A 17,106-nucleotide genomic window follows, 5' to 3' on the forward strand; every position below is an offset into this window, starting at 1 on the left:
ATCCGGAGTCGAGTCAGGCTCGCGGAGAGTCGTCCGGCCCGCGGGAATCGCGCGATTCAGCGAGCCGAACGGGGAACGACGAGCCGGAGATGGCCGACGGGGTTCCGCGAGCCACGAGCCGACGGAAGCGGTCCGCACGGCGCGGGTGGGCCTGCCCGCGGCCCTACCCTGGAGGCATGACCGACGCGGCACCCGACACCCCGCGCGGGATCCCGGCGCTGTTCGAGCGGGTCATGCGAACACGGCCGGTCCGGGTGTTCCTGCACTACTCCGAGACCGGCGGGCCGCTGTTCGCCTCGGGGCTGGCGTTCCAGGCGCTGTTCGCCGTCTTCGCCTCGCTCTTCGTGTTCTTCGCGGTCTTCGGATTCTGGGTCCGCGCCAACCCGGTCATCCGTGAGTCGCTGCTCGACCTGCTCACCCGCTCCGTCCCCGGCCTGATCGGGGAGGGGAAGGGCTCGCTGGTGTCGGTCGACACCCTGCTCGACTCGTCCATCCTCGGCTGGACCGGTGCGATCGCCGCAGCCGGACTCCTCGTCACCGCCCTGAACTTCCTCGGCAGCCTCCGTCAGGCGGTCCGGATCCTCTTCGCGCTGCCCGGGCCCACGACGCTCTTCATCCTGCTCAAGCTGAAGGACGCGGGGCTCGCTCTCGTCTTCGGCGCGGTGCTGATCGTGTCGGCCGCCCTCTCGGTGTTCTCCACGTCCCTCGTCGACATCGCCTACGACTTCCTCGGGATCGGCAGCGACTCGACGCTCGGCCGCGTTACGGGCAGCGTCGTCGGTCTGCTCATCATGCTCGCGCTCGACACCGCCACGCTCGCCGGCTCGTTCCGGATCCTCTCGGGCATCCCTATCCCGTGGAAGAACCTCTGGGTGGGATCGCTGATGGGCGGCGTCGCCCTCGGCGCGCTCAAGATCCTCGGGACGCAGCTGCTCGGCGGTGCCTCGCGGAATCCGCTGCTCGCCTCCGTCGCCGTGCTGATCGGTTTGCTGATCTGGTTCAACCTCGTCTGCCAGGTCGTCCTGATCGTCGCCTCCTGGATCTCGGTCGGCATGAGCGACGCGGGCATCGCGACCCGCAAGCTCACCGCGGAGGAACGGGAGCAGGAGCGCGAGGAGCAGCTGCGAGACGCCCGCCGCACTCTCGCGGAGTCCGAGCGCGAGCGCCTGCGGGCGGCCCTGCCGGACGCGTCCCTCCTCCGGCGCCGCAGGATCGACAAGCAGCTGGCCCGTCTCGACGAGGAGCTGGCCGAGCTCGACGCCTAGGGCCGGCACGACGTTCCGATGCTCGACTCCTGTCGGACATGTCCGTTTCTGTTGACATCCCACACGAACGGGTCTAAAAAGATGTAAACGCAGATTCGAGGTCGGCAACGACACCGCGGATCGCGAGCATCATCACGGCGAGACGACGGAGTCCACATGTACGCACCGGAGCGGCACCAGGCGATCCTGGACCGTGCGCGCTCGAACGGGCGGGTCGAGGTCCGCGACCTCGCGCAGTCCCTTGCGGTCACGCCCGAGACCATCCGCCGCGACCTCACCAGCCTCGAGAAGCGCGGCCTGCTGCGCCGCGCTCACGGCGGCGCGATCCCCGTCGAGCGACTGGGCATCGAGCCCGAGGTCGCCGCCCGCGAGGGCCACCTCGCCGCCGAGAAGGACCGCATCGCGACCGCCGCTCTGGCCGAGGTCCCCGATGGCGGATCGATCGCCATCGACGCCGGGACCACCACGGTCCGCCTCGCAGAGCTGCTCCCCCTGGACCGCCGGCTGACGGTCGTCACCCACTCCCTCCCCGTCGCGATGGCGCTCGTCGGCCGGCCCAACATCGATCTCCACCTCCTCGGCGGGCACCTGCGCGGAGTGACGCAGGCCGCAGTCGGTCCCTGGGTCTCCCAGGCGATCGCCTCCGTCTCGGTGGACGTCGCCTTCATCGGCACCAACGGCATCAGCCGGGAGCGCGGACTCACCACCCCCGATCTCGACGAGGCCGTCGTCAAGACCGCGATCATCGCCTCCGCGCGCCGCGTCGTGGTCCTCGCCGACCACTCGAAGTTCGGCCGCCAGGACTTCGGGCACGTCGCCCCGCTGTCCGCGGTCGACACGGTCATCACCGATGCGGACGTCGACGACGAGCTCGCCGACGACATCGAGTCCGCCGGCCCTGAGGTCGTCCGCGCATGATCGTCACCGTCACCGCCAACCCGAGCATCGACGTCACCCTCTCGACCAGCGGCTTCGAGCTCGGCGAGGTCAACCGAGCGCACGACGTCCGCCGCGATCCCGCGGGCAAGGGCGTCAACGTCGCCCGGGCCCTCGCCCGCAACGGAGTCGAGGCCACGGCGGTCTACCCGGCGGACGCCTCCACCGGGCTCGACCTCTCGACGATGCTCGAGGCGGCGGGAGTGGCGTCGGCCAGCACGCCGATCGCCCAGCCCATCCGCACCAACATCACCGTCGTCGACGACCGCACCGGCCGCACCACCAAGATCAACGAGCCCGGCCCGGCCGTGACCCCGGAGGAGGCGAAGGCCTTCTCGCAGCTGATCTGCGACCACGTGGTCGGCGCCCCCCGCTGGCTCGTCGCGTGCGGCAGCGTCCCTCCCGGACTCGGCGACGACTTCTACCCGGCCCTCGGCCGGCTCGCCCTGCACTTCGGCGTCCCTCTCGCCGTCGACACCTCGGGTGCCCCGCTGACCGCGATCATCGCGGCCGGCACCGCCACCCTGGTGAAGCCCAACCTCGAGGAGCTCGAAGAGCTCCTCGGCCGCTCCCTGCCGACGGTCGGAGACGTCGTCGCGGGAGCCCGTGCGCTGCTGAAGCTTCCGGACGCGCGAGCGCTCGTCAGCCTCGGCGAGCACGGCGCCCTCCTCGTCACGGCGGACTCGTCGTGGTGGGCGGGCGCCCCCGCCGTCGTGCCCCTCAGCACCGTCGGCGCCGGCGACAGCACCCTCGCGGGCTATCTCTCGGCGACCGACGCCACGGAGGCGGAGCGCCTCGCGACCGCCGTCGCCTGGGGTACCGCCGCCGTCCAGCTCCCGGGCAGCGAAGCCCCGGGACCCGATTCCCTCCGCCTCGGCGACGTCACCGTCGTCGAGAACCCCGATTCACACCTCCCGATTGGAGAACTGAGCGCATGACTGCTCTCACCGAGGCGTCGACGGTCATCGTCGACCTCACCGCCGCCACGAAGGACGAGGCCACCGCGCAGCTCGCGAAGACGCTCGCAGACGCCGGCCGCGTCACCGATCTCGACGGCTTCCTCGCCGACGTCCGCGACCGCGAGGCCCAGATGGCCACCGGCATGCCCGGCGGCATCGGGATCCCCCACGCCCGCTCGTCGCACGTCGTCTCGCCCAGCGTCGCCGTCGGCATCGCGAAGCAGGGCGTCGACTTCGGCGTCCCCGACGGGCCCGCCGACCTGATCTTCCTGATCGCCGCTCCGGACGGCGCCGACCAGGCGCACCTCAAGATCCTCGCCCAGCTCGCCCGCAAGCTGATCCACGAGTCCTTCACCGGCTCCCTCCGCGCCGCCACCAGCGGCCAGGAGGTCGCGGACATCATCGCCCGAGAGGTCGTCGTCTCATGAGGATCGTCGCCGTCACCAGCTGCATCGCCGGCATCGCGCACACCTACATGGCGGCTGAGGCCCTCGAGCAGGCCGCCAAGAAGAAGGGCTACGAGATCCAGGTCGAGACCCAGGGCGCAGCAGGCTCCGACCCCATGTCCGACCGGACGATCGCCGACGCCGACGTCGTGATCCTCGCCGCCGACCTCGAGGTCCGCGGCAAGGAGCGCTTCGCCGGCAAGCCGACCCTCGAGGTCGGCACCTCGGAGGCTCTCGCCAAGGCCGCGGACGTCATCGACCGCGCCGTCGCGAAGGTGCAGGACGCGCCCGCCGCGGCCGTCTCCTCCGACGCACCGCGGTTCGTCGCCGTGACCAGCTGCATCGCCGGCATCGCTCACACCTACATGGCGGCGGAGGCGCTCGAGCAGGCCGCGAAGAAGCGCGGCTACCCGATCCACGTCGAGACGCAGGGGGCCGCGGGCTCCGAGGAGATGACCGCGGGCGACATCGCCGCCGCCGACGTCGTCATCCTCGCCGCCGACCTCGAGGTGCGCGGCAAGGACCGCTTCGCCGGCAAGCCGATCCTCCAGGTCGGCGTCGCCGAGGCGCTCGCCAAGCCCGACGAGGTGCTCGACCGCGCCCTCGCGCTGCGCTCCGCGAAGCCGGCCGCCGGCGCCCCCGCCCGCACGGCCGCGCCCGCGCCCGCCGCCGCCCCGAAGAAGGTCGGCGTCGGCACGCGCATCCGGCAGAACCTGATGACCGGCGTCTCGTACATGATCCCGTTCGTCGCCGCGGGCGGTCTGCTGATCGCCCTGTCGTTCCTCTTCGGCGGCTACCAGATCGTCGACTTCTCGGCGCAGCAGATCATCGACAACGGCTTCGACGCCTTCAACATCACCGACTGGGCCGGGGTGATGTTCCTGATCGGAGGCGCGACCTTCGCGTTCCTGGTCCCCGTGCTCTCGGGCTTCATCGCCTTCGGCATCGCCGACCGGCCCGGTATCGCGCCCGGCTTCCTCGGCGGCGCCGTCGCGGTCACCGTCGGCGCGGGCTTCCTCGGCGGCCTCGCCTCCGGCTTCATCGCGGGCTATGCGGCGCTCTACATCTCGCGGATCAAGCTGCCCGCGGCGTTCAAATCGCTGATGCCCGTCGTGATCATCCCCCTGATCGCGACCTTCATCACCGGGTTCCTGATGTTCGTGGTGCTCGGCGCTCCGCTGCGCGCGCTGAGCGAGGGTCTCTCGGCCTGGCTGTCGGGACTCTCGGGCGGCAACCTCGTCATCCTCGGCATCATCCTCGGACTGATGATGGCGTTCGACATGGGCGGACCGGTCAACAAGGTGGCCTACGCCTTCGCGACCACCGGTCTCGCCTCCGTCCCGGCCGACGGCGACCCGAACTCGGTGCAGTTCAAGGTGATGGCGATCGTGATGGCGGCGGGCATGACGCCTCCGCTGGGCCTCGCCCTCGCGACCACCCTGCGCAAGCGCCTCTTCACCGATGCGGAGCGCCAGAACGGCAAGGCGGCTTACCTGCTCGGCGCGTCCTTCATCTCGGAGGGGGCCATCCCGTTCGCGGCGGTCGACCCGCTGCGCGTGATCCCCTCGGCCATGATCGGCTCGGCCGTGACGGGCGCGCTCGTCGCGCTGTTCGGCTCGACCCTCCGCGCCCCGCACGGCGGCGTCTGGGTGACCGGTCTGGTCGGCCAGCCGATTCTGTACCTGGTCGCGATCCTCGTCGGCATGGTGGTCACGGCGATCGCCGTGATCATCGCGAAGAGCATCAAGCGCGCTCCGATCGTCGCCGAGGTGCCGGAGCCCGCCGCGGCCCGCGCCGTAGCGGTCTGACGCTCCCCGACCGACCGTCCTGAGCGGTCCTGCCGGCGGTGCCACCGCTGTCGCCTCCCCTTCTCCGAGGGCGGCGGCGGCTCTGGCACCGCCGGCTTTTCCGTCCGCGGTCCGCGGCAGCCAGCGGCGCGTTCTCCTCAAGGTCGAGGCGAACCGGGAATTCGCGTGGCAGCGAATTCTCGTAGCCGGTCGCAACCCGCTCTGTGGAGCGCACCGCGTCGAGAAGCCGACCGCGCCGCGGCGGGCGAGGACCGCCGCGGAAGAGCAGCGCAGCTGCTCCAAATAGAATGACACGGTGACACAGCTCCGCATCGCCTCCGTCAACGTCAACGGCGTCCGCGCCGCCTTCCGCAAGGGCATGGGCGAGTGGCTCGCCTCGCGCGACGTCGACATCCTCGCCCTGCAGGAGGTCCGCGCCTCCACCGACGACGTCACCGGCCTGCTGGGCGACGAGTGGGCCGTCCTGCACGACGAGGCGACCGCGAAGGGCCGCGCCGGAGTCGCGCTCGCCTCGCGCAAGCGCGCCGCGATCCACCGCGTCTCCCTCGGGGCAGACGACTTCGACTCCGCGGGCCGCTGGCTCGAGGCCGACTACGAGGTCGGCGACCGCACGATCACCGTCGTCTCGACGTACGTGCACTCGGGCGGCGTCGGCACCGAGAAGCAGGTCGAGAAGTACAAGTTCCTCGACGCGATGAGGGCGCGACTGCCCGAGCTGCAGGCCCACAACCCGCTCGCCGTCGTGATGGGCGACCTCAACGTCGGCCACCGCACGCTCGACATCAAGAACTGGAAGGGCAACACGAAGAAGGCGGGCTTCCTCCCCGAGGAGCGCGCCTACTTCGACGAGTTCGTCGGCGCCGAGGGCGACGAGGACTACAACGCCGGTGCCGGCCTCGGCTGGGTCGACCTCGGCCGCCGCTTCGCCGGCGAGGTCCCCGGGCCGTACACCTGGTGGTCGCAGCGCGGGCAGGCCTTCGACACCGACACCGGATGGCGGATCGACTACCAGCTCGCCACTCCCGAGCTCGCGGCCCTCGCACGCACCTACGAGATCGACAGGGCCTCCGCCTGGGACACGCGATGGTCCGACCACGCCCCTGTCGTCGTCGACTACGACCTCTGATCCTCCCCTCCCCCGAACGACCGAAGACCGACCGAGGCCTCTCCATGACCAGCACCTCCCCCGCCAAGCCCGTCCTCTTCTCCGGCATGCAGCCGTCCTCCGGATCGCTGCACCTCGGCAACTACATCGGCGCGCTCACTCAGTGGGTCGCGATGCAGGAGGCGTTCGACGCCTACTTCTGCGTCGTCGACCTGCACGCCATCACCGTTCCGCAGGATCCGGAGCAGCTCCGCGAGCGCACTCGCGCGACCGCCGCGCAGTACATCGCGGCGGGCATCGACCCGGAGCGCTCGACCCTCTTCATCCAGTCACACGTACCCGCGCACGCCGAGCTCGCCTGGGTGCTGAACACACTGACGGGCTTCGGCGAGGCCAGCCGGATGACCCAGTTCAAGGACAAGTCGGCGAAGCAGGGCACCGAGGCCGCCTCGGTCGGCCTCTTCACCTACCCGATCCTGATGGCGGCCGACATCCTGCTCTACCAGACGGCTGCGGTGCCGGTCGGCGAGGACCAGCGTCAGCACCTCGAGCTCACGCGCGACCTGGCCAACCGCTTCAACACCCGATTCGGCGACACCTTCACGATCCCCGAGCCGCACATCGTCCGCGAGACCGCGAAGATCTACGACCTGCAGAACCCGACCGCCAAGATGTCGAAGTCGGCGGAGTCGGACGCCGGCCTGCTCAGCGTGCTCGACGACCCGAAGGCGACCGCGAAGAAGATCATGCGGGCCGTCACCGACACGGAGTCGGAGGTGCGCTTCGACCGCGCCGAGAAGCCCGGCGTCTCGAACCTGCTCACCGTCTACTCCGTGCTGGCCGACCGCACCGTCGAGTCGCTCGAGCAGGAGTACGCGGGCCGCGGCTACGGCGACCTCAAGAAGGGGCTGGTCGAGGTGGTCGCCGCGACCTTCGACCCGATCCGCGCGCGCACCGCAGAGCTCCTGGCCGACCCGGCCGAGCTCGACCGGGTCCTCGCCCGCGCCGCCGACCGCGCCTCCGAGAGCGCGGAGCAGACGCTCGCCGTCGCCTACGAGCGCCTCGGATTCCTCCGCCGCGGCCGCTGACGTGACCCTCCGGCTGGCGCTCTTCGACCTCGACGACACCCTCTTCGCTCACGCCCACGCGGTGCGCGAAGGCATCGTCGACCAGGTCGCGGCGCTCGGTGCGCCCTACGCCGCGACCCGGGACGACGTCCAGCGCCGCTGGTACCTCCTCGAGGAGGAGCACTACCACCGCTACCTCGCCGGTGAGCTCGACTACGAGGGCCAGCGTCGCGCCCGGGCGACCGCGTTCGCTGCGGAGTCGGGAGTCGCGCTCTCACCGGAGCAGGCGAGCGAGTGGTTCGCGGCGTATCTCGAGCACTACACGGCCAACTGGACCCTGCACGAGGACGCTCTGCGCGTGCTCGACCGCCTCGACGCCTCCGGTGCGCGGATCGGGATCATCACGAACGGCGACCTCTCCTTCCAGCAGAACAAGGTCGAGAAGCTGGGTCTGACGCCGTGGATCGAGCACTTGATCGCCTCGGGCGAGGTCGGAGTCACCAAGCCCGACGCCGGCATCTTCGAGGTCGCCTGCGAGCGCTTCGGCGTCGCCGCCTCCGACGCCCTGTACGTGGGCGACCGCCTCACCACCGACGCCCTCGGCGCCGCCCGCGCCGGCCTCCGCGGCGTCTGGCTCGACCGGCCCGGCGGCCCGGAGCACGGCCGCGAGCTCCCCACGGAGGCGGTGGCCCTCAGCGTGCGGCGCATCGGCACCCTCGACGAGCTCCCGCCGCTGCTCGAGCGCTGACGGCGCCCTCGGGCGTGCGGACGGAGTTCGGAGGGAGAGGGGTCTCTCAAGAGAGGTGATTTCTTGCGCGTGGTCCCCTCCTCGCTGATCGAGTAGCCCGCGCAGCGGGCGTATCGAGATCCACGTCCATCAGAAGGCGACGGCAGACGCCTCACCTGCTGACGCCGGTGGGTCTCCTAGGAAAAGTGACCTCCTGCGTGTGGTCCCTGCCTTGCTGATCGAGTAGCCCGCGCAGCGGGCGTATCGAGATCCACCAGCGCCAGAAGTCCAGATCAGAAGCCCGATCTGCTGACGCTGGCGGGTCTCGATACGCCCCTGCGGGGCTACTCGACCAGCATGCAGGGCGACGGGCGCCCCTTTTCCCTCACCACAGAGACGCAGCGCGGCTTCGCCGCTCGATACGCCCCTCCGGGGCTACCCGACCGGCATGCATGGCGACGAGCGCCGACTTCTCCCTCACCACCGAGACGCGACGCGGCTTCGCCGCTCGATACGCCCCTGCTGGGCTGCGGGCTGGACCAGCATGGAAGGCGGACCGGACGGCTCCGCCTCGCGGGAGCGGGCCTCGCGGGAGCGTGCCTCGCCGGAACGCCGAAGCGCCCCGGCCCGACCCGAAGGTCGAACCGAGGCGCTCCGCCGGTCGATGACCGGACAGCAGCAGACAGGGCCGAGGCGAACGGAGAGATCGCGTGTCAGCCATTTCTCCTAGCCGGACGCGAGACGCTCCTCGGGACGCAACCGCCCCGTGAAGCCGACTGCGCCACGGCGGGCGAGGACCGCCGTGGACATGAACTCAGACGACGTCGTCGTCGACCCAGTCGAACGTCTTGGTGACGGCCTTCTTCCAGAGGCGGTACTGGCGCGCGGCCTCGTCCTGGTCCATCTGCGGGGTCCAGCGCGAGTCCTCCTGCCAGTTCTGGCGCAGGTCGTCGAGGTTCTCCCAGAAGCCGACCGCGAGCCCCGCGGCGTAGGCGGCACCGAGGGCGGTGGTCTCGGCGACGACCGGTCGGACGACCGGGACGCCGAGGATGTCGGCCTGGAACTGCATGAGCAGGTTGTTGGCGATCATGCCGCCGTCGACCTTGAGCTCCTGCAGGGGCACTCCGGAGTCGGCGTTGACGGCGTCGAGGACCTCGCGGGTCTGGAACGCGGTCGCCTCGAGCGCGGCGCGGGCGATGTGGCCCTTGTTGACGTAGCGGGTCAGACCGACCAGCGCACCGCGGGCGTCGGAGCGCCAGTACGGCGCGAAGAGTCCCGAGAACGCGGGGACGAAGTACGCGCCTCCGTTGTCCTCGACCGTGGCGGCCAGCGCCTCGACCTCGGGGGCCGAGCCGATGAGGCCCAGGTTGTCGCGCAGCCACTGGATCAGCGAGCCGGAGACCGCGATCGAGCCCTCGAGCGCGTAGTGCACCTCGCCGTCGCCGAGCTTGTAGCCGATGGTCGTGAGCAGACCGTTCTTGGAGTGCACGATCTCGGTGCCGGTGTTGAAGATCAGGAAGTTGCCGGTGCCGTAGGTGTTCTTGGCCTCACCCGGATCGAACGCCGCCTGGCCGAACGTCGCGGCCTGCTGGTCGCCCAGGATGCCGGCGATCGGCACCTCGCGCAGCAGCGAGGACGCCTCCACGTGGCCGTAGACCTCGGACGAGGAGCACACCTCGGGCAGCATCGACTTCGGAACGCCGAACGCCTCGAGGATGTCGTCGCGCCACTCGAGGGTCTCGAGGTCGAGGAAGAGCGTGCGGGAGGCGTTGGTGACGTCGGTCTTGTGGACGCCGCCGTCGGTGCCGCCGGTGAGGTTCCAGAGGACCCACGTGTCGGTGGTGCCGAAGAGCAGGTCGCCGGCCTCCGCCTTCTCGCGGGCGCCCTCGACGTTCTCGAGGATCCAGACGATCTTGGTGCCCGAGAAGTAGGTCGCCAGCGGCAGGCCGACGATCGACTTGAAGCGGTCGGCGCCCTCGTCGCCCGCGAGGCGGTCGACGATCGACTGGGTGCGGGTGTCCTGCCAGACGATGGCGTTGTAGACGGGCTCGCCCGTGGTCTTGTCCCAGACCACTGCGGTCTCGCGCTGATTGGTGATGCCGACGGAGGCGATGTCGTGGCGGGTCAGGTCGGCGCGGGAGAGCGCCTGGCCGATGACCTCGCGGACGTTGTTCCAGATCTCGATCGGGTCGTGCTCGACCCAGCCCGCACGGGGGAAGATCTGCTCGTGCTCCTTCTGGCCCGTCGAGACGATCGATCCCTTCTTGTCGAAGATGATCGCGCGAGACGACGTGGTCCCCTGGTCGATAGCGATGACGTAGTCAGCCATGTGTGATTACTCCTTCGTAATGGGGGTGAAGTGGAGTGCGTCTGCTCAGAGGATGGGGAGCAGCGCGGTGGACGCGAGGCCCGCCAGCACACCACCGACGATGGGTCCGGCGACCGGGACCCACGCGTAGCTCCAGTCGCTCGAGCCCTTGCCCTTGATCGGCAGCAGGGCGTGCGCGATGCGCGGGCCGAGGTCGCGCGCCGGGTTGATGGCGTAGCCGGTCGGGCCACCGAGGGAGGCGCCGATCGCGATCACGAGGATGGCGACGGGCAGAGCGCCGAGTGCGGCGAGCCCGCCGGCGTCGCCGTTCCGGCCGAAGCCGATGACCACGAAGACGAGGACGAAGGTGCCGATGATCTCGGTGACGAAGTTCCAGCCGTAGGAGCGGATCGCGGGACCCGTCGAGAAGACGCCGAGCTTGTTGGCCGCGTCGGGCTCCTCGTCGAAGTGCTGCTTGTAGGCCAGCCAGCAGAAGACGGCGCCGAGGATGGCTCCGATCATCTGAGCCAGGATGTACATGAGGATCGAGACGATGTTGACCGGGACGCCCGATCCGAACTCCGTCGCTCCGCTCGCGACCAGACCGAGCGTGACCGCCGGGTTCAGATGCGCACCCGAGTTGTAGGAGACGATCACACCGGCGAAGACCGCGAAGCCCCAGCCGATGTTGACCATCAGGAATCCGCCGTTGAAGCCCTTGTTCTTGACGAGCGCGACGTTGGCGACGACACCGCAGCCGAGCAGGACGAGCATCGCCGTCCCCACCAGCTCAGCAAGGAAGACCACTCCGAGATTGTCCACGTTGACCTTTTCCTCTTGTTAGAACGGACGCACGCGGGCGTCCGCAGCGGGCATCGATGCCCGACGTGTGTGAAGTTATCCGCGCCCCGACCCTCCGACAAGGAGCGACGCGTGCACGTTTGTGCGGAGTCGCGACGGGAGCCCCGGCCCGAGGTCCTGCCTCGGCCGGGGCTCCCGTCGTTCTGCGCCAGTCGCCGTGTCTAGGACGCGGGGACGGCGGTCGGGGTCTGGACGGAGGAGCCTCCGACATCGACCCCGTTGTACTGCTTGAGGTGCGCGATGGTCGCGTCGACCTCGGAGGCGCGGGCGGCCTCGTCCCAACCCAGGACCGCCCCGGTGTGCTCGGCGAGCTCCTCGAGCAGCTCGCGGCTGAGACCACCGGTGAACGCATGGTTGGTGCGGCGCATCACGAGGTCGATCAGGTGCACGACGCTCTCGCGCTGGGCGAGGTAGCGGATCTCTCCGGTCGTGAAGTCCTTATCGAAGTCGAGGGCCTCGTCGTGACCGTCGGCGAGCGCCTCGATGACCTCCTGCGCACGGGTGCCGTAGCGCTCGAGCAGCTGGCCGGTGCGGGCGGAGGAGAGACCCGAGCGGTGCTGGCTGATCCACTGCGCGCGGGACGCGTCGGTGCGAGGGAAGCCCTTGCCGCCTCCGATGGGCGTCTTCACGGTCGAGACCCGGCGGGTGACGCCGATCCGCTTGAAGACCTCGTTGGAGAGGTGCTCCGAGAGGGCGCGGAACGTGGTCCACTTGCCGCCGACCAGGCTGAGCACGGTCGCGCCGCCCGCTCCGGGGAGCGTGGAGGGCTCGATGCGGTAGTCGCGGGAGACGAATCCGGGCGCCTCGTCGTCGTGACGGGGCAGCGGGCGGATGCCCGAGAACTTGAAGACGATCTGCGAGCGGTCGACGGGGATCGACGGGAAGACGTGGTTGACCAGCTCGAAGAAGTAGTCGATCTCCTCCTCGGTGCAGACGGCAGGCTCGTTCGGGTCGGCGTCGATGTCGGTCGTGCCGACCATGACACGGCCCTTGAGCGGGTAGATCAGGACGATGCGGCCGTCGCTGTGCTCGAAGAACATCTCGCGGCCCTCGCAGGCCTCGACCAGCTCGGGGTTGTCGAGCACGATGTGCGAGCCCTTGGTGCCGCCCATGAACCTCGTGGTCGTCCCGAGCGCGGTGTTGGTGAAGTCGGTCCAGGGGCCGGACACGTTGACCACGACGTCGGCCTCGAAGGTGAACTCCTCGCCGCTCTCGCGGTCTCGGAGGACGACGCCCTTCTCGTCGGCGCCGACGGCCTCGACGTAGTTGGCCGCGCGGGCCTTCTTGCCGCCGATGAGCGCGTCGTGGAGGACGTCGAGCGCGAGGCGCTCCGGCTCGTGCACCGAGGCGTCGAAGTAGGTCGCCGTGTACTTGATCTTCGGGTCGAGCTTGGGCAGCTCGGCCAGCGAGCGCTTGCGCCCGTGGAACTGGTGACGGGGAACGGAGCCGCCGTCGCGCGAGAAGAAGTCGTACAGGGTGAGGCCCACCTTGATCAGCAGCGCGCCTCGCTCCTGGGGCGCTCCGGACTTGTGGGTCAGGAAGCGCAGCGGGGCCGCGAGGATCCCGGAGAAGGTCGAGTAGATCGGGATGGTGGTCTGCAGCGGCTTCACGTAATGCGGAGCGATCTTCAGCAGACCGTTGCGCTCGTGCACGCCCTCGTTGACGAGACGGAACTCGCCGTTCTCGAGGTAGCGGATGCCGCCGTGGATCATGTGGCTCGAGGCGCTGGAGGCGCCCGAGACGTAGTCGCCGCGCTCGACGAGGGCGACATCGACGCCGTTGAGAGCGAGCTCGCGGAAGGTCCCGATGCCGTTGATGCCGCCTCCGATCACGAGGACGGTCGCTCGGGGGTTGTCGCGCAGGGCGGTGACGCTCTCGCGGAGGTCGGTGTTTCCGGGAGTTCCGGCAGACTGTGCCACTTCGTACTCGCCTTCGTGTCGTAGGTGTTTCGTCGAGGCCTTCACGGAGTGTCCATCTCAGAGGTGGACGATTGATTTCGCGGAGGAATACAGCCATCCTTGACCCGACAACACATCCGGTCAATACGGGTGGAAATACGTGCAAGGAGCGGCAATGACCCCTGTCCGACCGGTCGTCGAACTCGACGAGACGACGCACGCGACCCATCCGGACAAGACGCGGGATGCGCTTCGTGCGGCGCAGCTCTACTACATGCAGGACCTGACGATGGACGCCATCGCGCACGAGCTGCACACCTCGCGCTCCTCCGTGTCGCGGCTGCTCTCGCACGCGCGGGCGACCGGACTCGTCGACATCCAGATCCGCTCCCCTCTCGACCGGGCGAGCGCGCTGTCGGCCGAGGTGCGGGCGCACTACGACATCACGGCGCACATCGTGCCGGTGCCGGATCACACCAGCGAGATCGACCGGCTCGAGCGGGTCGCGCTCTCGGCCGCGCGGATCCTCGGGCAGTTCATCGACTCCAACATGATCGTCGGCATCGCCTGGGGCTCGACGATGAGCGCGATCAGTCGGCACCTGATCGCGAAGGAGACGCACAACACCCAGATCGTGCAGCTCAACGGCGCCGGCAACACCGAGACGACGGGCATCAACTACTCGAGCGAGATCCTCCGGCGCTTCGGCGACGCGTACGCGGCCAAGGTGCAGCAGTTCCCGGTGCAGGCGTTCTTCGACGACCCGCTCACGAAGCAGGCGGTGTGGCGCGAGCGCTCGACGAAGCGGGTGCTCGAGCTCCAGCAGCGGATGGACGTGGCGCTCTTCGGCCTCGGCTCACCCTTCGCCGCGGTGCCGTCGAAGGTCTACATCGGCGGGTACCTCGAGGCGAGCGACTTCACCTCGCTGAGCGAATCGGGCGTGGTCGGCGATGTGGCGACGGTGTTCTATCGCGCGGACGGGACATGGGACGACATCCCCATGAACGAACGTGCAAGCGGTCCGGACCTCTCCACGGTGCGACGCGCGGCGCGGCGGATCTGCGTGGTCTCGGGCTCGTCGAAGCTGCCGGGGCTGCGCGGGGCGCTGGCCGCCGGCCTCATCACGGACCTGATCCTCGACGAGGGCACGGCGCGCGCGCTGATCTCCTCCTGACCTCTGGCGGGCTCCGCGAGATGCCCTTTGAGTACGCCCGCATCGGCGTGTCGCGTACTCAAGTGGCATCTCGCGAGGGGTATTCAGGGAGTCACCGGGCGGCGAGCAGGGCGTTGCGCACTCGCGCGACCGTCGCCTCCGGGTGGTCGTAGATGCCGGAGGCCCGCACCCGGATCCTCCGGTAGCCGAGGGCCTCGATCGCCTCCATCCGGACGATGTCGCGCTCGTACTGCCGCTTGTCGGTTCTGTGGTGGTCGCCGTCGTACTCGATGACGAGCCACTGGTCCCGATAGAGCAGATCCACCCGGGCGACGAACGTTCCGTCGGCGTCGAAGAGCCGCACGTTCAGTTCGGGTTCGGGCAGTCCGGCGCGGATCAGCAGCAGCCGGAGCCGCGTCTCCATCGGCGACTCGGATCCCACGCGGACGAAGCCGATCGCCTCGCGAGCGCGTCTACCTCCCCTCCCCCGGAACCTCGACGCTCGCTCGGCGAGGATCTCGAGGTCGACCCTCAGTCCCCGGCGTCCGGCCCCCTCATCGGGGCGGACGAGCGCATCACCCAGTACGACGAGCTCGTCGGCGGAGCGGGAATCGCTGAGGTGGCAGAAAGTCGACGCCGGGTCCGCGACGGGGAAGCCGGCGTCGACGACCGAGACAGCCTCGTCCCACAGGTGATGAGAGCGCACGCCCAGGCGCCTCGCGGCGCGCAGCGGAGGCGCCACCGAGACGTGCAGCGGCGACAGCTCCGTGAGGATCGGACCAGGGAGGCCGAGGAGATGGGCGGCGGTGTCGTGCGAGAAGAACTCGCCGGGTCGCATGATCGCGCTGTAGGCCGCGATCCTCTCGTCATAGCTGCCCGGTTCGACATCCGTGCGTGCTCCTCGGAAGGCGACGACCGGGTACTCGGCGGCGAGGCGGCGCCGCGACTCACCATCCCGGGACGCCATGACGTGACTCTCCTCGTGCTCCATGCACGAGAGCGTGCCCGGAGCGCACCCTCCCCCGCTCGAGTTGTCCACAGCCCCCTCCGCGAGATGCCACTTGGGTACGCGACACGCCGGTGCACGCGTACCAAAGTGGCATCTCGCGAAGCCGACCAGGGGGTCAGGATTCGCGAGCGTGGGCGTCGAGGAAGGCGTAGACCTCGGCGTCGTCGATGCCGGGGAAGGTGCCGGAGGGCAGCGGGGCGAGCACATGGGCGTGCAGGCGCGCGCTGGGCCAGGCGTTGCCGTCCCAGCGTGCGGCGAGCTCGGCGGGGGCGCGGCGGCAGCAGGACTCGTCGGGGCAGCGCGAGAGCTCGCGGCGGTCGGTGTCGCGGCCTCGGAAGAAGCGGGCCTCGGCGAAGGGGACGCCGACGGTGATCGAGAACTCCTCCGTCGCGGTCGTGCCGGTCTGCGACGCCGACCAGAAGGTGCCGGCGGGCGTGTCCACGTACTGGTAGTACTCCGTCGTGCGATTCGTGCGGCTGAAGGCCGAGCGGGCCGACCAGTAGCGGCAGACCGTCTGACCCTCGACGGCCCCGGTCACATCGGTCGGCAGCGGCAGGCCGTCGTTCTCGTACGCCTTCTGGATCGAGCCGTCGCCGAGGACCCGCAGGAAGTGCATCCGGATGTCGAGGTGCGAGGTCAGGAGGTTCGTGAAGCGCAGCGCCGCGGCCTCGTGCGTGACGCCGAAGCCGTCGCGGAAGTCCTCGACCGAGATGTCGCGCTCGCGCTTCGCGTCCTGGAGGAAGGCGACGGCCGGCTCGAGCGGCATCAGGCAGGCGGCGGCGAAGTAGTTGATCTCGAGGCGCTGTCGGAGGAAGTCGGCGTAGGTCACCGGGCGCTCGTGCCCGAGGAGTCGGTGCGCCATCGCCTGCAGGGCGAGCGCTCGCAGCCCGTGGCCGCCCGGGATCGAGGCAGGCGGGAGGTAGATCCGCCCGTTCGCCAGGTCGATCACCGAGCGCGCCGAGTGCGGCAGGTCGCCGACGTGGATGATCTCGAAGCCGAGGTGCCGCGCCATCTTCGAGACCGAGCTGTGGGTGAGTGCGCCGCCGCGGTGGCCGACGGTGCGGAGCATCTCGCCCGCGATCGTCTCGATCTCGGGCAGGTGGGCGTTGCGCTCGCGCAGCTGGAGGCGCTGAGCCGTGTTGGCCCGGCGGGCCTCCTCCGGTGTCGCGCTGGCCTCGCTCTTGCGGCGGGCCAGCTCGCGGTACACGCCGAGGAACGCCTCCAGGACGGGCGTGGACAGCGCCTTGTTGACCTTGAACTCCTGCAGGCCCAGGGAACGGTACAGCGACCCCTTCTGCACCCGGGCGAGCTCGATCTCGAGGGCCGCCCGCTCGCTCGGCGGCTCGTCCGAGAGCAGCGCGGCGAGCTCGACGCCGAGCGCGGAGGCGAGGCGCTGCAGGAGCGAGAGCCGCGGCTCCCTCCGGCCGGTCTCGATCAGGGAGAGCTGGCTCCCCGACACCCCGACCTGCTCGGCGAGCTGTCCGAGCGTCAGCCCTCGACGGGTGCGGAAGTGGCGGATGCGCTGCCCCAGCAGGGCGGCATCGGTACCGGCGGTGTCGGTCAC

The 17,106-nt window shown here is 70.0% G+C and carries 14 protein-coding genes; 9 read left to right on the forward strand and 5 right to left on the reverse strand.

Going from position 1 to position 17,106, the window contains the following annotated elements; translation table 11 throughout:
* Nucleotides 1-176: 176 nt before the first annotated feature.
* The 8 genes from GRS96_RS15265 to GRS96_RS15300 all read left to right on the forward strand — a co-directional run bounded on the left by GRS96_RS15265 (nt 177) and on the right by GRS96_RS15300 (nt 8,334).
* Nucleotides 177-1,265 carry a YihY/virulence factor BrkB family protein gene (locus GRS96_RS15265; RefSeq protein ID WP_159856785.1) on the forward strand — a complete coding sequence of 363 codons (1,089 nt, stop codon included), beginning with the start codon at nt 177-179 and terminating at the stop codon, nt 1,263-1,265.
* Between the two features lie 156 nt (nt 1,266-1,421).
* Nucleotides 1,422-2,183, forward strand: coding sequence for a DeoR/GlpR family DNA-binding transcription regulator (locus tag GRS96_RS15270; RefSeq protein WP_159856787.1), 762 nt, complete (start codon nt 1,422-1,424; stop codon nt 2,181-2,183).
* Nucleotides 2,180-3,139 carry a 1-phosphofructokinase family hexose kinase gene (locus GRS96_RS15275; protein ID WP_159988886.1) on the forward strand — a complete coding sequence of 320 codons (960 nt, stop codon included), beginning with the start codon at nt 2,180-2,182 and terminating at the stop codon, nt 3,137-3,139. The genes GRS96_RS15270 and GRS96_RS15275 overlap by 4 nt, the downstream gene beginning before the upstream one ends.
* On the forward strand, nt 3,136-3,588 hold the full coding sequence (locus tag GRS96_RS15280) for a PTS sugar transporter subunit IIA (RefSeq protein ID WP_159988887.1): 453 nt from the start codon (nt 3,136-3,138) through the stop codon (nt 3,586-3,588). Before GRS96_RS15275 ends, GRS96_RS15280 begins: the two co-directional genes overlap by 4 nt.
* Nucleotides 3,585-5,414 carry a PTS fructose-like transporter subunit IIB gene (locus GRS96_RS15285; RefSeq protein WP_159856793.1) on the forward strand — a complete coding sequence of 610 codons (1,830 nt, stop codon included), beginning with the start codon at nt 3,585-3,587 and terminating at the stop codon, nt 5,412-5,414. The genes GRS96_RS15280 and GRS96_RS15285 overlap by 4 nt, the downstream gene beginning before the upstream one ends.
* Nucleotides 5,415-5,709: 295 nt before the next feature.
* Nucleotides 5,710-6,540: an exodeoxyribonuclease III gene (locus GRS96_RS15290; protein WP_159856795.1), complete on the forward strand. Its 831-nt coding sequence runs from the start codon at nt 5,710-5,712 to the stop codon at nt 6,538-6,540.
* Between the two features lie 44 nt (nt 6,541-6,584).
* Entirely contained in the window at nt 6,585-7,607 is a 1,023-nt protein-coding gene (trpS, locus tag GRS96_RS15295) for a tryptophan--tRNA ligase (protein WP_159856797.1), read from the forward strand.
* A gap of 1 nt (nt 7,608) precedes the next feature.
* A complete protein-coding gene (locus GRS96_RS15300) occupies nt 7,609-8,334 on the forward strand; it encodes an HAD family hydrolase (protein ID WP_159988888.1) in 726 nt (241 codons plus the stop codon).
* A gap of 793 nt (nt 8,335-9,127) precedes the next feature.
* Here the strand turns inward: GRS96_RS15300 and glpK are convergent.
* The 3 genes from glpK to GRS96_RS15315 all read right to left on the reverse strand — a co-directional run bounded on the left by glpK (nt 9,128) and on the right by GRS96_RS15315 (nt 13,401).
* The gene (glpK, locus tag GRS96_RS15305; RefSeq protein WP_159856801.1) at nt 9,128-10,642 is read right to left on the reverse strand and encodes a glycerol kinase GlpK; all 1,515 of its coding nucleotides are present in this window, start codon (nt 10,640-10,642) and stop codon (nt 9,128-9,130) included.
* Between the two features lie 45 nt (nt 10,643-10,687).
* Nucleotides 10,688-11,395, reverse strand: a complete 708-nt coding sequence (locus tag GRS96_RS15310) for an MIP/aquaporin family protein (RefSeq protein ID WP_235022013.1) — start codon at nt 11,393-11,395, stop codon at nt 10,688-10,690.
* Between the two features lie 248 nt (nt 11,396-11,643).
* On the reverse strand, nt 11,644-13,401 hold the full coding sequence (locus GRS96_RS15315) for a glycerol-3-phosphate dehydrogenase/oxidase (protein WP_159856805.1): 1,758 nt from the start codon (nt 13,399-13,401) through the stop codon (nt 11,644-11,646).
* Nucleotides 13,402-13,555: 154 nt separating this feature from the next.
* Between GRS96_RS15315 and GRS96_RS15320 the strand changes: the two genes are divergently transcribed.
* On the forward strand, nt 13,556-14,554 hold the full coding sequence (locus tag GRS96_RS15320; protein ID WP_159856806.1) for a sugar-binding transcriptional regulator: 999 nt from the start codon (nt 13,556-13,558) through the stop codon (nt 14,552-14,554).
* A gap of 91 nt (nt 14,555-14,645) precedes the next feature.
* Here GRS96_RS15320 and GRS96_RS15325 read toward each other — a convergent pair whose 3' ends face one another.
* Complete coding sequence (locus GRS96_RS15325; RefSeq protein ID WP_159988889.1) at nt 14,646-15,500, reverse strand: endonuclease domain-containing protein; 855 nt, start codon at nt 15,498-15,500, stop codon at nt 14,646-14,648.
* Between the two features lie 157 nt (nt 15,501-15,657).
* Nucleotides 15,658-17,106 (reverse strand): helix-turn-helix domain-containing protein, encoded by a 1,449-nt coding sequence (locus tag GRS96_RS15330; protein ID WP_159856810.1) that lies wholly within the window; start codon nt 17,104-17,106, stop codon nt 15,658-15,660.

Source organism: Rathayibacter sp. VKM Ac-2803, from assembly GCF_009807175.1.
Taxonomy (GTDB): domain Bacteria; phylum Actinomycetota; class Actinomycetes; order Actinomycetales; family Microbacteriaceae; genus Rathayibacter.

Bases quoted from the DNA above. Each gene is read 5' to 3' on its own strand.
- glpK (WP_159856801.1), bottom strand. From the start codon at position 10,642: ATGGCTGACTACGTCATCGCTATCGACCAGGGGACCACGTCGTCTCGC.
- GRS96_RS15285 (WP_159856793.1), top strand. From the start codon at position 3,585: ATGAGGATCGTCGCCGTCACCAGCTGCATCGCCGGCATCGCGCACACC.
- GRS96_RS15320 (WP_159856806.1), top strand. From the start codon at position 13,556: ATGACCCCTGTCCGACCGGTCGTCGAACTCGACGAGACGACGCACGCG.
- GRS96_RS15265 (WP_159856785.1), top strand. From the start codon at position 177: ATGACCGACGCGGCACCCGACACCCCGCGCGGGATCCCGGCGCTGTTC.
- trpS (WP_159856797.1), top strand. From the start codon at position 6,585: ATGACCAGCACCTCCCCCGCCAAGCCCGTCCTCTTCTCCGGCATGCAG.
- GRS96_RS15270 (WP_159856787.1), top strand. From the start codon at position 1,422: ATGTACGCACCGGAGCGGCACCAGGCGATCCTGGACCGTGCGCGCTCG.
- GRS96_RS15310 (WP_235022013.1), bottom strand. From the start codon at position 11,395: ATGCTCGTCCTGCTCGGCTGCGGTGTCGTCGCCAACGTCGCGCTCGTC.
- GRS96_RS15325 (WP_159988889.1), bottom strand. From the start codon at position 15,500: ATGGCGTCCCGGGATGGTGAGTCGCGGCGCCGCCTCGCCGCCGAGTAC.
- GRS96_RS15280 (WP_159988887.1), top strand. From the start codon at position 3,136: ATGACTGCTCTCACCGAGGCGTCGACGGTCATCGTCGACCTCACCGCC.
- GRS96_RS15275 (WP_159988886.1), top strand. From the start codon at position 2,180: ATGATCGTCACCGTCACCGCCAACCCGAGCATCGACGTCACCCTCTCG.